Annotated in this window: 10 protein-coding genes and 1 tRNA gene; 9 read left to right on the plus strand and 2 right to left on the minus strand. The window is 72.5% G+C overall.

All coding sequences use genetic code 11. The annotated features are described in order from the left end of the window. Positions 1-26 precede the first annotated feature (26 nt). Complete coding sequence (locus ACZ4M5_RS01920; RefSeq protein WP_467732041.1) at positions 27-1,568, plus strand: aldehyde dehydrogenase family protein; 1,542 nt, start codon at positions 27-29, stop codon at positions 1,566-1,568. 48 nt (positions 1,569-1,616) lie between these two features. On the opposite strand, the gene ACZ4M5_RS01925 is transcribed toward ACZ4M5_RS01920, so the two are convergent. Further along, a complete protein-coding gene (locus ACZ4M5_RS01925; RefSeq protein ID WP_467732043.1) occupies positions 1,617-2,948 on the minus strand; it encodes a DUF2254 domain-containing protein in 1,332 nt (443 codons plus the stop codon). 141 nt (positions 2,949-3,089) lie between these two features. On the opposite strand from ACZ4M5_RS01925, the gene ACZ4M5_RS01930 reads away from it, so the two are divergent. The 5 genes from ACZ4M5_RS01930 (at position 3,090) to fusA (ending at position 9,984) form a co-directional block, all read left to right on the plus strand. Continuing rightward, positions 3,090-3,174, plus strand: a tRNA-Leu gene (locus ACZ4M5_RS01930). A gap of 178 nt (positions 3,175-3,352) precedes the next feature. After that, on the plus strand, positions 3,353-5,179 hold the full coding sequence (locus ACZ4M5_RS01935; protein WP_467732045.1) for a S8 family serine peptidase: 1,827 nt from the start codon (positions 3,353-3,355) through the stop codon (positions 5,177-5,179). A gap of 28 nt (positions 5,180-5,207) precedes the next feature. Beyond that, complete coding sequence (locus tag ACZ4M5_RS01940) at positions 5,208-6,272, plus strand: ComEC/Rec2 family competence protein (protein WP_467732047.1); 1,065 nt, start codon at positions 5,208-5,210, stop codon at positions 6,270-6,272. After that, entirely contained in the window at positions 6,269-7,549 is a 1,281-nt protein-coding gene (locus ACZ4M5_RS01945; RefSeq protein WP_467732049.1) for a patatin-like phospholipase family protein, read from the plus strand. The genes ACZ4M5_RS01940 and ACZ4M5_RS01945 overlap by 4 nt, the downstream gene beginning before the upstream one ends. A 395-nt stretch (positions 7,550-7,944) precedes the next feature. Next, entirely contained in the window at positions 7,945-9,984 is a 2,040-nt protein-coding gene (fusA, locus tag ACZ4M5_RS01950; RefSeq protein WP_467732051.1) for an elongation factor G, read from the plus strand. Positions 9,985-10,030: 46 nt separating this feature from the next. Here fusA and ACZ4M5_RS01955 read toward each other — a convergent pair whose 3' ends face one another. Beyond that, complete coding sequence (locus ACZ4M5_RS01955) at positions 10,031-11,833, minus strand: coagulation factor 5/8 type domain-containing protein (RefSeq protein ID WP_467732053.1); 1,803 nt, start codon at positions 11,831-11,833, stop codon at positions 10,031-10,033. Positions 11,834-12,089: 256 nt separating this feature from the next. On the opposite strand from ACZ4M5_RS01955, the gene ACZ4M5_RS01960 reads away from it, so the two are divergent. The 3 genes from ACZ4M5_RS01960 to ACZ4M5_RS01970 are packed head-to-tail and all read left to right on the plus strand — an operon-like array spanning position 12,090 to position 15,249. Continuing rightward, positions 12,090-13,406, plus strand: coding sequence for an ABC transporter substrate-binding protein (locus ACZ4M5_RS01960; protein ID WP_467732055.1), 1,317 nt, complete (start codon positions 12,090-12,092; stop codon positions 13,404-13,406). A gap of 5 nt (positions 13,407-13,411) precedes the next feature. Further along, complete coding sequence (locus ACZ4M5_RS01965; protein WP_467732057.1) at positions 13,412-14,401, plus strand: carbohydrate ABC transporter permease; 990 nt, start codon at positions 13,412-13,414, stop codon at positions 14,399-14,401. Positions 14,402-14,409: 8 nt separating this feature from the next. Continuing rightward, a complete protein-coding gene (locus tag ACZ4M5_RS01970; protein WP_467732830.1) occupies positions 14,410-15,249 on the plus strand; it encodes a carbohydrate ABC transporter permease in 840 nt (279 codons plus the stop codon). Positions 15,250-15,260 lie beyond the last annotated feature (11 nt).

Below are 15,260 nucleotides of genomic sequence, written 5' to 3' on the forward strand. Positions count from 1 at the left end.
CCGTGCACCGAGAGCGGAGCCCTCGCATGACCCCCACCCTCATCCTCAAGCCGGGCACGGCCTGGTCCGACGCGTGGCAGCGCTGTCTGGCCGTCGCCCCCGAAGCCTTCCGGGACGACCGCGTCCTCAACCTCTGGAACGCCGGCTGGCAGCCCGACGGCCGCGTCCTGCCCGCCGTCAGCCCCGTCGACGGCAGTCCGGTCGCGGGCCCGCCGCGGCTCGACGGCGGCACCGCGCACCGGGCCGTGCGCGCCGCGCTCGACCAGCACCGCGCCTGGCGGCACGTCCCCCTGCCCGAACGCCGCGCCCGCGTCACGGCCACCCTCGACGCCCTCACCGAACACCGGCGGCTGCTCGCACTGCTGCTGGTGTGGGAGATCGGCAAACCCTGGCGGCTCGCCCAGGCGGACGTCGACCGCGCCATCGACGGAGTGCGCTGGTACGTCGACGGCATCGAGCCGATGCTGGACGGCCGGGCGCCGCTGGACGGACCGGTCTCCAACATCGCCAGCTGGAACTACCCGATGAGCGTGCTCGTCCACGCCCTGCTGGTGCAGGCGCTGGCGGGCAACGCGGTCGTCGCGAAGACGCCCACCGACGGCGGGGTCGCCTGCCTGACCCTGGCCGCGGCGCTGGCCGCCCGCGAGGGACTGCCCGTGACCCTGCTCAGCGGCAGCGGCAGCGAACTGTCGGAGGCGCTCGTCCGGGCCCCCGAGATCGGCTGCGTCTCCTTCGTCGGCGGACGCGACACCGGCGCCGCCGTCGCCACCGCCGTCGCCGACCTCGGCAAACGCCACGTACTGGAACAGGAGGGGCTCAACACCTGGGGCATCTGGAACTACTCGGGCTTCGACACCCTCACCGCCCTCGTCCCCAAGCTCTTCGACTACGGCAAACAGCGCTGCACGGCCTACCCGCGCTTCGTCGTCCAGCGGGACCTGTTCGACGCGTTCCTGGCGGCGTACCTCCCGGCGGTGCGCACCCTGCGGGTGGGGCACCCGCTCGCCGTCGAACGGCCGGACGACCCGCTGCCGGAGCTGGACCTCGGGCCGCTGATCCACGCGGCCAAGGCCAAGGAACTGCGCGACCAGGTCGCCGAGGCGGTCGAGCGCGGCGCCGTGCCGCTGCACCGAGGCGACCCGGCCGCCGCCCGCTTCCTGGCCGGCCAGGACACCTCCGCTTACGTCCAGCCCGTCACGCTGCTCGACCCGCCGCCGTCCTCGCCGCTGCACCACGCGGAGCCGTTCGGCCCGGTCGACACCGTCGTCCTGGTCGACACCGAGGCGGAGCTGCTGGCCGCGATGAACGCCTCCAACGGCGCGCTCGTCGCCACGCTGTCCACCGACGACCGGGCGACCTACGACCGTCTCGCCCCGCACATCCGGGCGTTCAAGGTCGGCCACGGCACGCCCCGCTCCCGGGGTGACCGGGACGAACTCTTCGGTGGACTCGGCGCCTCCTGGCGCGGCGCGTTCGTCGGCGGGGAGCTGCTGGTCCGCGCGGTGACGCGGGGCCCGGCGGGGGAGCGGCTGCCCGGGAACTTCCCGGAGTACCAGCTGCTTCCGTGACGCGGCCCTTCGGGCCGGGGCCCGGGGCGCACCTGCCCCGGGCCCCGGTCAGCCGATCCCCTGCCGGTCCGGGTGCAGGGCGAACGCGCGGTCCGCCGGAGCGGGAGCGGCCAGGTCGACGGCCTGCCGCAACAGTTCACGGTGGCGCAGCAGCGGCTCGCGGCGCTCCGGCGGCGCGAGCAGGAGCAGGTCGTCCCAGCCGGCCAGCAGCCGGCGGCACACCTGCGGACTTCCCGTCGCACAGCCCCGCACCTCACTGAACCCCAGGTCCACCAGCTCGGTCCACCCCGGCAGGGGCTGCACCAGCCGCACCGCGCCACCGCGGTCCCGGTGGCGGGCGGCGTCCAGCGGCCGCCGGCTCAGCGCGGCCAGCAACTGCACGACCCGGTCCAGGGCCTGCACCGCGGTGGTCGGATCGTTGATCGCGGGCGACAGGGCGCGCAGCGCGATGTCCGCCAGTTGCCGCAGGCCGAAGCCGAGATCCTGGTGGTAGGTCCGCTCCACGCCCACGGAGACCACCCCGCGCAGCGCCCTGCGCGGCGGGACCGGCCCGCCGTGGACCGCCAGCACCGGCATGCCGGGCACCACGAAGTCCCCGATGCGCGGGATGAGCCGCAGCACCACCCCGTGCTTGCGCGCCACGCGCACCAGCCGCGCGATGTGGACGTCGCGCACCACCCCGGCCCGGCCCTCGTGCGGCACCCACGCGGTCTCGGGGCCGAGCCCGGCCGGGTCACCGTCCTCCACCGGCACCGGCATCGAGGCCACCACCCGGAAGGACTCCGTGGCGATCCGGGCGATCACATGGCTGATCCGCATCAGTCGCAGCGTGCTGTTCACGTACAGGACGAACAGGAGCAGGCTCAGCGCGACCATGCACAGCGTGAGGACCGACTGCAGCAGGGGCACCGACGTCACGGCACGGGGATCGTCGACGCTGTCGAAGGACGTCAGGACCAGCAGGGTCAGCACGAAGGTCGCCAGGAACACGGCGAAGGTCGCCTTGGTGATCCGGCTCCGGACGAACAGCCGCACCACCCGCGGGGTGAACTGCCCGCTCGCCATCTGCACCGCCACCAGCGAGATGCTGAAGACCACGCCGATGAAGGTCATCATCGCGGAGCTGACCGCGTTCACCACGGTCTTCGCGTCGTCCGCGAAGCGCAGCAGCTCGTCGAGGGTGTCGTAGTCGCGGTCCTCCCGCAGCGCCTCGACGAGGGCGGTGTCGAGCAGCTGCGCCCCGGCCCAGACGACGAAGACGCACACCATGGCCGCGGTCGGGGCGAACCAGAACGTGTCCCGCAGATGCTCCCGGAGCGGTGACAGGGCTCGGGGGCGGCGCCCGCGGGAGGGGCTCTGCGTCACCATCCAGTCACTCATGGTGCGACCCTAGAGGCATCGGGCCGCGAGGTCCCGGACCCCCGCCCGGCGGACGGAAACGCAGGTGAAAGGCGCTCCGAAAGCTTGGTATGGTTGTCCGTGTCGCCGCGGGGAGCACCCCTGCAAGGCGGCGGACACCTCGTCCGGGTGGCGGAATGGCAGACGCGCTAGCTTGAGGTGCTAGTGCCCTTTATCGGGCGTGGGGGTTCAAGTCCCCCCTCGGACACAGACCAGCCCGGGCGGGCCGGGAATCATCCCGGCCCGCCCGGGCTGTCGTGCGTCCGTGTCCCCGACGCGGTTGCAGCGGCCATGATCCGGACCGACGATGGAATCAGGCCCTCGACGGTCGTCACCGTCCTCCAGCCCCTCGCGCAGGGCCGCACACCGGCACACCGGGAATCCTCATGGACCGAGCCGACCTCTCAGCGGTGTTCTACGGGGAAGGCCCCGTACCCGTTCTGTGGGCCACCTACTGCCCGGTCCACTTCGACGTGTGGCTGGCCTTCTCCCAGCCGCCGGCCGGCCGGGGCGACGACGCCTCCGGTACGGGTGACGAGGCCTCCGGCACGGGCCAGGACGCCTTCGGGACGGTGGACGGCACCTCCGGGGCCGAGCAGCCGCGGCGGGACCTGATCCTCGCGATCCGTGAGGAGTTCGGCGTGGAGCAGGTGCTGGACCGTCTCCAGAGCCGCGCGCTGACCCGGACGTGCCGTCCCATCGCCGCCGGCAGCTTCGTCGCGGCGCAGCTCACCCTGAAGGAACTCGTCAGCGACATGCTGCCCCTGACCAGCCTCGCCGGAGCCGTGCGCGTCGCCCGTGAACTGGCCCTGAACAGCGGCACGGAGGGCATCGAGGCAGCCCTCGCCGGACACGTCAGGACCCCGGCCACCAGCGAGATCCACGACAGCATGGAGCGCCGGCAGGAGCGCGGACGGCACGTCACCTGGCTGCTGCGGCTGTTGCACCGTGTCGTCGACGGCTCCCGGCCGGACCTCGGCGGGCACGCGGCCGTCACCGCGGTGCTCGTCGACATGCTGGACGCCGTCGTCATCGACGACACGCCCGTGCGCAGGCCCCACGCTCCCGGCGGCCGGGGCTCCGACCGGCGGCAGAAGTACCCGGTCGTCTCCGTGACGACGAACCGGCCGGCCACGGTCGCGGTCGTCCGGTCGCGCCGCACCATCAAGGCCGACGCCGCCGAACAGGTCTTCTCCGTCGACACCGCCTCCATCGGCTGGGCGGTGGTCGACAGCGGCATCGACCCGCGCCACCCCGCCTTCCACGACTGGGACACCACCGGCCCGGTGCCCGAGCAACTCGAGTCCCGCATCGCCCGCGCCTTCGACTTCACCGACGTGCGGCGCACACTCGGCGCCGACGTCCTGGTGGGCGGACTCGTCAACTGGGCGGCCGCGTTGCCGTCCCTCGACACCACGCCGTCCCCCGGGCAGCCGCCCCGGCCACCGCCCGGCGACCAGCACGGCACCCACATCGCCGGGATCATCGGCGGCTGGTGGCCGGAGCTGGAGTTCCGGGGCATCTGCCCGCGCATCCGGCTCTACGACTTCCGGGTCCTGGACGACGCGGGTGCGGGCGACGAGTTCTCCATCGTCACCGCGCTGCAGGCGATCCGGCACCTCAACGAGCAGGCCGGGCGGTTCATCGTCGCCGGGGTCAACATCAGCCTGTCGGTGCCGCACGACGTCGCCGGCCACTCCACGGGGTGGACGCCCGTGTGCGTCGAGTGCGACCGCCTGACGCGGTCGGGCGTCGTGGTCGTCACCGCCGCGGGCAACTCCGGCTTCGCCGGCACCGCGCGCACCCTCGGCGCCGACTACCGCAACATCAGCATCTCCGACCCCGGCAACGCGGAGTCCGTCATCACCGTCGGCTCCACCCACCGCAGCAACCCCCACCGCCACGGCGTCAGTTACTTCTCCAGCCGGGGCCCCACCGGCGACGGCCGGCCCAAGCCCGACCTGGTCGCCCCGGGAGAGGACATCGACGGGCCCATCCCCGGCGAGGGCATCGCCGCCATGCACGGCACCAGCCAGGCCGCGGCCCACGTCAGCGGCGCCGCGGCCATGCTGCTGGCCCGCCACCGGGAACTGCTCGGCCGCCCCGAACGCGTCAAGGACATCCTGTGCGCCACGGCGACCGACCTCGCCCGCGAACGCCACTTCCAGGGCCACGGACTGGTCGACGTGCTGCGCGCCATCCAGTCCGTGTGACGCACCGCCCCACCCGTCAGGAGCCGACATGCTCACCTTCGATTTCCTCGACGCCCGGCACGGCGACTGCTTCCTCGTCCACTGGGGCCCCTCCGGTGAGCGGGTCATGCTCGTCGACGGCGGTCCCGGCGGTGTCTACCGGGCCACCCTGCGCGGCCGGCTGCGGCAGCTCGGCGACCCGCCGCACGTCGACGTGGTCTGCCTCTCCCACGTCGACGACGACCACGCCGGCGGGCTGGTACGGCTCTTCCGGGACATGCGGCAGGCCCAGCAGGACGGGGAGGCCCCGCCGTACGCGGTGGACGCGCTGTGGTTCAACTCCGTGGAGGAACTCGTCGACCGGCGCGCCCCCGGACTGAGCGCCTCCGTACGGCCGTTGATGGAACGCGCCGCCGCCGACGCCGCCGTCGGGGCCAGTTACCTGCAGGGCCGCGACATCCGCGACGCGGCGGGCCCGCTGCGGCTGGAGGGCAACGTCCCCTTCGGCGGCCCGCTCACCGAGGGCGCGGAGGCCGAACTCGCCGACCTGGACGTCACGGTCGTCGCCCCCGACGAGCAGGCCGTGCGGGAGCTGGAAGAACGCTGGCGCGAGGCGAAGGCGCGCGAGGACCCCGGGGTCATCACGGCCGGGTACACCGACGGCTCGGTGCCCAACCTGTCCAGCATCGTGCTGCTGCTGCGCCACGAGGGCCGCACCGCCCTGCTCACCGGTGACGCCCGCGGCGACCGCGTCCTGGCCGGGCTGCGCGAACTCGGCCTGCTCGACGGCGCCGAGCCCCTCCACGTCGACCTGCTGAAGCTCCCGCACCACGGCAGCGGCCGCAACGTGGACACGGACTTCTTCGAGCAGGTGCGGGCCGACCACTACGTGATCTCCGCCGACGGCGTCCGTCACCACCACCCCGACGAGGAGACCCTGCGCATGCTCGTCGGCTCCCGGGACCCGGACGAGGAGTACGACATCCACCTGACCAACCACATCCCCTTCGCCGAGGAGGAGTTGGCGCGGCTGGGCGAGGGCCGCTCCTTCGGCGTCGACGTCCGGGACCCCGCCGCGCAGGCCCTCCTCATCACGATCGGGGACCGGCCATGACGACCTTCCGGCACGCCCCGGCCCCGCCCGCGGACCCGGCCGGCGCCCTGCCCGCCGCCGATCCGCAGTGGACCGTGGACTCACCTGCCGTCGGCACCGGCCTGACGGCGCGCCCCTGCGGCGACAGCCTGCGCCCCGCCGAGCCGCCCGCCACGACACGGCCGGTCGCCCTCGCCCTGTCCGGCGGCGGGTTCCGCGCCACCCTCGCCGCGCTGGGCTTCGTCCGGCTGCTCGCCGACGCCGGGCTGCTGCCCCGGCTGCGGTACTCCTCGTCCGTGTCCGGCGGTTCGGTCGCCAACGGCTGCCTGGCCACCGCCTGGCCGGCCCTGCGCGAGGCGGGGTTCACCGCGCGCGCCGTCGACGAGGTCCTCATCGCACCGGTCGTGGACCGCGTCTCCCACCACTCCCTGAAGCACGCACTGGTCGGCGGCCTGTGGCGCACCCTCGGTCCCACGACCCGCACGGACCTGCTGGCCCGGCGCCTGGACGAGTGGTTCCTGGGAGGGACGGAACTGGAGCGGCTGGACGCGCAGGTGCGCTGGATCGTCAACGCCGCCAACCAGACCACCGGCGCCCGCTTCACCTTCGAACGCGACGTGTACGGCGACTACACCATCGGCCTGGCACCCACCGCAGGCACCGGACTGCGGCTGAGCCGGGCCGTGTCGGCCTCCGCCGCCGTGCCCGGCGCGTTCCCGCCCGTCGTCCTGGACCCCCGCCCCTTCCCGTGCGCCACCCACCCACCCGCCCTGCTCGACGGAGGCACGTACGACAACACCGGCCTGGAAGCCGTCGACGGGGACCGCTACCGCCACACCTTCCTGTGCGTCCTCAACGCCGGCGGACTGCTGCGCCCCGGCGTCTACGGCCGTGTCCCCGTGGTCCGCGACCTGGCCCGTGCCAACTCGCTGCTGTACCGGCAGAGCACCACACTGCGGACCCGGGCCGTCGTCGAGCGGTTCGAGCGTGCCCGGACGGTGGGCCCGGACGAAGCCGTCCCGCACGGTGCGCGGCGGGGGATCCTGGTCCAGCTCTCCACCCACTTCCCCGCGGACCGCTCCGCGGCCCTGAGCCGCTGGCGCGCGGCCTTCCCCGAACGACCCGCCTTCGAGGGGCGGCACCTCGCCCTCGTCCCGACCGTCTTCGACCGCCTCGACACCGGTCTGTGCCGGGCCCTGGTGCACCGCGGCTGGTGGCTCGGCGGCGCCGCCCTGGCCACCTTCCATCCGGAGCTGCTCCCGGACGACCTGACGGCTCTCAGCCCTCCGCAGCCGTGAGTCCGGGGCCGTGGCGCGACGCGGACACCGCCGAGCGCGAGGACACCGCCCTCCGTCAGCGGCCGGCCCCCCCCGGGAGATAATCCCTCGCTCCCGGCCCGCGTCCCTCCCTACACTCACGCACGTACCCGCGCCGTCCACGACCCGGCCCGGTGCACCGACGCGACGAACGAAGGGGGACGGCCGTGCGTGACCACACCGCCACCGTCTCCCTGCCGCGCCACGAGGTGATGCTCGTGTCCCGGTCGTCCCGGTGCCCGCTGCGCGGCGGCACCGGCTGACCGGGACGAACCCAGGGCCGGCCTCGACCTGACGTCACGTCAGGTCGATGCCGGCCCGCTCACCCGGCGAATCGCGCTGCCGTCCTCCCGATTCGCACCGAAAGGCCCTGGGCCGTGCGCAACCACCGCAACCCGCTCGCCGCCGTCCGCAACCTCGGCATCCTCGCCCACGTCGACGCCGGCAAGACCACCGTCACCGAACGGATCCTGTTCGCCACCGGGACCACGCACAAGCGCGGCGAGGTCCACGACGGCACCACCGTCACGGACTTCGACCCGCAGGAGCGGGACCGGGGCATCACCATCTTCGCCGCGGCCGTGAGCTGCGTGTGGGACGGGTACCGGATCAACCTCATCGACACCCCCGGCCACGTCGACTTCGCCGACGAGGTGGAGCGTGCGCTGCGCGTGCTCGACGGGGCGGTGGCGGTGTTCGACGCGGTGGCCGGCGTGGAGCCGCAGAGCGAGTCGGTGTGGCGGCAGGCCGACCGGCACGGCGTCCCGCGGATCGCGTTCGTGAACAAGATGGACCGTGCGGGCGCCGACCTCGACGCGGCCGTCACGTCGATCCGGGAGCGACTGCATCCGGCTCCGCTGCTCGTGCAGCTGCCCGTGGGCGTGCAGGAGGCCTTCACCGGCGTCGTCGACCTCGTTCGCATGCGCGCACTGCTGTGGCGCGACGGTGACACGGTCGACGAGCAGCCCGTGCCGGAGAGCATGCGGCAGGAGGCCGCTGCGCGCCGCCGGGTGCTGGAGGAGGCCGTGGCGGAGCTCCACCCGGGCGCGCTGGAGGAGTTCTGCGCGACGGGGGCGCTCACCGAGGGCACCCTGCGCTCGGCGCTGCGGGACCTGACCCGGGACGGCGACGGCGTGGTCGTGCTGTGCGGATCGGCCTATCGCAACCGCGGTGTGGAACCGCTGCTCGACGCCGTGGGGGCGTATCTGCCCTCCCCGCTGGACGTGCCGCCCGTCACGGGCACGCACGCCGGTGAGGAGCAGCGACGGCCCGCCGACCCGGTGGCGCCCGTGGCCGCGCTCGCGTTCAAGGTGCACGCCACCCCGACCGGACGGCTCACCTACCTGCGGGTCTACTCGGGGACCGTCGGGAAGGGGGACACCCTGTGGGACGCGACCGCGGGCCGTGCCGAGCGGATCGGGCGGATCCTGCGTGTCCGGGCCGACCGGCACGCACCCCTGGACCGCGCGGTCGCCGGTGACATCGTGGCCGTCGTAGGGCTGAGGTCCGCCCGCGCCGGCTCGACGCTGTGCGCGCCGGACGCGCCGCTCGTGCTGGAACCGCCCGGTGTGCCCGAGCCGGTGGTGTCGGTCGCCGTCGAGCCCCGCAGGGCCGGTGACACCGGACGGCTGGCGGCGGGACTGGCCCGGCTGGCGGAGGAGGACCCCTCGCTGGCGGTGCGGACCGACCCGGAGACCGGGCAGACCGTGCTGTCCGGCATGGGGGAACTGCACCTGGAGGTGGCGGTGGAGAGGCTGCGGCGCGAAGCGGCGCTGGAGGTCAACGTCGGCCGTCCGCGGGTCAGTCACCGCGAGACCGTCGGCCGAGGCGTGTCGGGCGTGGTGTTCAGGCACGTCAAACAGGACGGTGGGGCGGGCCAGTTCGCCCACGTCGTCCTCGACGTGGAGGCCTGCGACGGCGACTTCGTGTTCCGGTCCACCGTGACCGGCGGGCGCGTGCCGCAGGAGTACGTCCGGGCGGTCGAGGCCGGCTGCCGGGACGCGCTCGCCGAGGGGCCGCTCGGCGGGCACCCGGTGACCGGGCTGCGCGTGACGCTGACCGACGGGGCGACCCACGTGAAGGACTCCTCGGACACGGCGTTCCGCACGGCCGGCCGGCTGGGACTGCGCGAGGCGCTGCGCTCCTGCGCCATGGTCCTGCTGGAGCCGGTCGTCGAGGTGACGGTGACCGTGCCTGCGGAAGCGGTCGGCGGGGTGCTCGGCGACCTCGCCGCCCGGCGCGGCCGGGTGACCGGGTCGGCCACCCGGGCGGGCGCGGTGGTCGTCACCGCCACCGTGCCGCTCGCCGAACTGTTCGGCTACGCCACCCGGTTGCGCGGCCGCACCCAGGGCCGCGGCACCTTCACCGTCCGGCCCACCGGCTACGCCCCGGCTCCGGCCGTGACACCGGCGCGCTAGCGCCGCGGCCCCTCCCTCCGCTCACGGGGAGGGAGGGGCCGTCTCGTCACGGGTAGGACACCACCGTCGACGGCACGGTGGACGTGCCCGACGTCGGCGAGCCCGTGTCGTTGATGACGCGCTCGTACTGCCCGTTGCCGCCCAGGGAGACCACGAGGAGGTCGTGGAAGCGCACCCCGGGCCGGTTCGGCGCCGCGAACCCGTGGTGCTGGACGATCGTCGGGTCGACGTTGTAGTAGCAGTAGCTGCCCAGACCCCAGCCCTCATGGGTGGTCACGGCGTCCCCGACCCGGTAGGCCGCGTACCCCTTGACGGAGCCGTTCTGGATCGCGGCCTGGTTCGGCGCGTCGTACGCCTTCTCGTTCTGGTAGAAGATCGTGCGGCCGCGCTCGCCGAACCACTGCACGTCGTACTTGTTGAAGTGCTCCACGAACAGGCCGGTGGCCAGGACGTCGTGGCCGTTGACGACCACGCCGTAGTCCGCGCGGTTGGTCTCCCAGCCGACGCCCTCGCCGTGGTCGGCGCGCCAGACCCAGGTGTGGTCGACGATGGTGTGGCGGCTGTTGACGACCATGCTGGTGGTGGCCTTGCCGGGGCCCGCGCCGCCGATGCGCACGAACACGTCCTGCACGGTGGTGGGGTTCGCCGAGTGGTCCCGGGAGGCGCCGCGCGGGCCGATCTCCAGCAGCGTCGCGGAGTTGACCGGCCCGGCGTCGACGAGGAACCCGGCCAGCCGCACGCCGTCGACGTCGGCGACCCGCAGCGCGGTGACGCCGTTGTCGGGGATGAGCGTCGCGTATCCGAGGCCCAGCACCACGGTGCCGGCACGGTCCACCCGGATCGTCTCGTTCAGGTGGTAGACGCCCGGCGTCAGCAGCAGGTGGAGTCCCTGGGCCAGGGCCTGGTTGAGGGTGGCCGCGGACACGCCCGGCTTGGCGACGTAGAACCGCGACAGGGGCAGCGAGGTCCCCCTGGGGGTGCCGCCGCCCCAGGTGACGCCGCGGGCGTCGGTCCGCTTCTCGGGCAGGAAGACCCGGTACTCGCTGCCGCTGAGGTAGAGGAACGGCTTCTCGCGGGAGACCGGCGTCGTGGCCAGCGTCGTGTACGGCGGGTTCGGGAAGCCCTGCGCGGGGGCGCCCTCGACGCCGGAGAACACCATGTTCCACACACCGTTGAGCCAGCCGCCGATCGAGCTGTCCCGGGTGTACCACTGCTGCTGCGAGTACGGCTGCACCTGGCCGTCGATCCGGCTGTCGGCGATGTAGCCGCCGCTGGACCAGCCGTAGCCGCTGGGGGCCAGGTTGAGGTTGCCGCGCACGTGCATCCGGCGGAAGGGCGCCGCCTGGGACACCGCCCAGCGGTTGGTGCCGTTGACGGGCACGACGGCCAGGTTCTCCGCCGAACGCCAGAAGTTCTGGGTGGCGTTGCCGTTGAACCAGCCGGCATCCACGGTGATGTCGCCGTTGATGGTGGTGTCGTCGGGGGAGAGGCCGAGGCCGGAGATCGACGTGTAGAAGCCGATCTGCGCGTTGAGGCCGTGGTAGGTGCCGGGCTTGAACAGGAACTGGTAGCGGCCGGTGCCGAACTGGGCCGACTCCTGGCGGCGGAAGACCTCGTCCAGCCTGCCCTGGATGTCCGGTGTGGACGGGTCGAAGACCAGCACGTTCGGGCCGAGGTCGCCGCCGCCGGGAAGGGCGCGCGGCTTCCCGCGGGCGGGCCGCCGGCGGTCGGCCGGGGCGGCCGCCGCCGTGCCGGGCAGCGCCGCGAGGGCGGACGCGGCAGCGGCGGCACCGAGCACCGAGCGGCGGCCGGGCAGGGACGGACGGGAGGACGGGGAGTCAGCAGGCATGGGGCGGCTCTCCTGGTTCAGGAAGTGAACGGAGTGGGGTCTGGGGAGCGCTCTCTCGCCGCTGAATGGTTCATCCCCGCAACAGATGCGTCAAGGGCTGCGACCAGAGTTCGAAGACTGTGCCCAAACCCTTGACGGAACTGGCTTCCAGGGATTAACTCACGTTCTAAATTAAGCCATGACGCCTCACCCGCGGGTCGGGGAGGCGGCCGGGGGACACGTCCCCCCGTACTTCCCGGAAGGGACACGAGCAGCCATGCGCAGCATCCGAGCCGCGGCGGCAGGCGCCGTCACCTTGTCACTCGCCCTCGCGGCCACGGCCTGCGGAGGCGGCTCCGCGACGGGCGGCGGGTCGAACGACTCACCCAAGACCCTGACCTACTGGGCCTCCAACCAGGGCGCAAGCATCGAGATCGACAAGAAGGTCCTCCAGCCCGAGCTCGACAAGTTCGAGAAGCAGACCGGGATCAAGGTCAAGCTGGAGGTCGTCCCCTGGTCCGACCTCCTGAACCGGATCCTCACCGCCACCACCTCCGGCCAGGGCCCCGACGTGCTGAACATCGGCAACACCTGGAGCGCCTCGCTCCAGGCCACCGGTGCCCTGCTGCCCTGGGACGCCAAGAACTTCGACAAGATCGGCGGCCGGGACCGGTTCGTCGACTCGGCCCTCGGCTCGACCGGCGCCGAGGGCAAGGACCCGGCCGCGGTCCCGCTGTACTCGATGTCGTACGCGCTCTACTACAACAAGAAGATGTTCGCCGAGGCGGGCATCTCCAAGCCGCCGGCCACCTGGGACGAGCTGGTCGCCGACGGCAAGAAGGTCTCCAAGGACGGCAAGTGGGGCCTGGGGGCGGAAGGGTCGAACCCGTCCGAGAACATCCACCACGCGTTCGTCTTCGCCAAGCAGCACGGCGCCGACTTCTTCACCCCCGACGGCAAGGCCGACTTCACCGACGACGGTGTGGTCACCGCCGTGAAGCAGTACGTCGACCTGATGGCCAAGGACAAGGTCATCGCGCCCGGCAACGCCGAGTACGCGCAGAACCAGTCGGTGAGCGACTTCGCCAAGGGCAAGACCGCGATGCTGCTGTGGCAGTCCGCCTCCGCCAACCTCACCTCGCAGGGCATGAGCGAGGACGACTACGGCATCGCTCCCGTGCCCGTGCAGTCCGGCACGCCCGGAACCGGCAAGCAGGTCAACTCGATGGTCGCGGGCATCAACCTGGCCGTCTTCAAGAACACCGACAACCTCGACGGCGCCACCAAGTTCGTGAAGTTCATGACCAGCGACGACGAGCAGAAGATCCTCAACAAGGCCTACAGCTCCATACCGCCGGTGAAGTCCGCCCAGTCCGACAGCGCGTTCGGCACGCCCGCCACCGCCGTCCTCAAGGACACCCTCGCCAAGAGCGCGGCCGCGCTGCCGCAGGTCGCCGACGAGTCGCAGTTCGAGACGGCCGTCGGCACCGCCATCAAGGACCTGTTCGCCGACGCGGCCGCCGGACGCGCGGTCACCACCGCCTCCGTCAAGGCGGCGCTGGAGAAGGCCCAGCAGCAGATGCCGGCGGCCTGACGCACATGACCACCACGGTTGAAGCCGGCACGCCGCCGGTCCGCAAGAGCCCGTCCGGAGCGGCGCGCGGCCCGCGCCGCCGCCCCGGACGGATCCACCGCGTCGGCCTGCCCTACCTGCTGCTCCTGCCCGCGCTGCTGCTCGAACTGCTCGTCCACCTGGTGCCGATGGTGATCGGCATCGTCATGAGCTTCAAGGAGCTCACCCAGTTCTACATCCGCGACTGGAGCGCGGCTCCCTGGGCGGCCCTCGACAACTACAAGGTGTCGGTGGACTTCGACGCCCCCGTCGGCGAGGCGCTGCTGCACTCCTTCCTCGTCACCGTCGCCTTCACCCTGCTGTCGGTGGGCCTGTGCTGGTTCATCGGCACCGCGGCGGCCGTCTGCATGCAGGACACCTTCCGGGGCCGCGGCCTGCTCAGGGCCCTGTTCCTCATCCCGTACGCGCTGCCCGTCTACGCGGCCGTCATCACCTGGGTCTTCATGTTCCAGCACGACAACGGCCTGGTGAACCACGTCCTGCACGACCAGCTGGGCCTCACCGACAAGCCGTCGTTCTGGCTCATCGGCGACAACAGCTTCATCGCGCTGCTGGTCGTGTCGGTGTGGAAGGGCTGGCCGTTCGCCTTCCTCATCGTCATGGCCGGACTGCAGAACATCCCGCGCGAGCTGTACGAGGCGGCCGCCCTGGACGGCGCCGGCGTCTGGCAGCAGATCCGCCGGATCACCCTGCCGTCGCTGCGGCCCGTCAACCAGGTCCTGGTCCTGGTGCTGTTCCTGTGGACGTTCAACGACTTCAACACCCCGTACGTGCTGTTCGGCCGGACCGCCCCGGCGGCCGCCGACCTCATCTCGGTGCACATCTACCAGGCCTCGTTCGTCACCTGGAACTTCGGCACGGGCTCCGCCATGTCCGTCCTGCTGCTGCTGTTCCTGCTGGTGGTGACGGGCGGGTACCTGGCCCTGACCTCGCGCGGACGGAGGGCCGCCCCATGAGCTCCCCCCTGGCCCCGCCGCGGTCCTTCCAGTGGTCCCGGCGCATCTTCCTCACCCTGCTGACGGGCTTCGTGCTCGTGCCCGTCTACGTCATGGTCTCCAGCTCGCTCAAGCCCCTCGCCGACGTCACCGGCGAGTTCCGCTGGCTGCCGAGCGAGCTGACGATCCGCCCCTACATCGACATCTGGTCGACGGTCCCGCTCGCCCGCTACTTCGTCAACTCCCTGGTGGTGGCGGGCGCGGCGACGGTCTGCTCCGTGGTCATCGCGGTGTTCTCGGCGTACGCCGTCAGCCGCTACGACTTCCGCGGCAAACGCGTCTTCACCGTCACCGTCCTGTCGACGCAGATGTTCCCGGGCATCCTCTTCCTGCTGCCCCTGTTCCTCATCTACGTCAACATCGGCAACGCCACCGGCATCGCCCTGTTCGGCTCCCGCGGCGGCCTCATCCTCACCTACCTCACCTTCTCGCTGCCGTTCTCGATCTGGATGCTGATCGGCTACTTCGACTCGGTCCCGCGCGACCTGGACGAGGCGGCCCTGGTCGACGGGTGCGGGCCGCTCGGCGCCCTGTTCCGGGTGGTCGTGCCGGCCGCGGTCCCCGGCATCGTCGCCGTCGCCGTCTACGCCTTCATGACCGCGTGGGGCGAGGTCCTGTTCGCCTCGGTGATGACCAACGACACCACCCGCACCCTGGCGGTCGGCCTCCAGGGCTACTCCACTCTCAACGACGTGTACTGGAACCAGATCATGGCCGCCTCGCTGGTCGTCAGCGTGCCCGTGGTCGCGGGTTTCCTGCTGCTCCAGCGCTACCTCGTGGCCGGCCTGACGGCAGGGGCCGTCAAGTGACCGACTCGCCC

The organism is Streptomyces sp. NPDC026246, assembly GCF_055567995.1.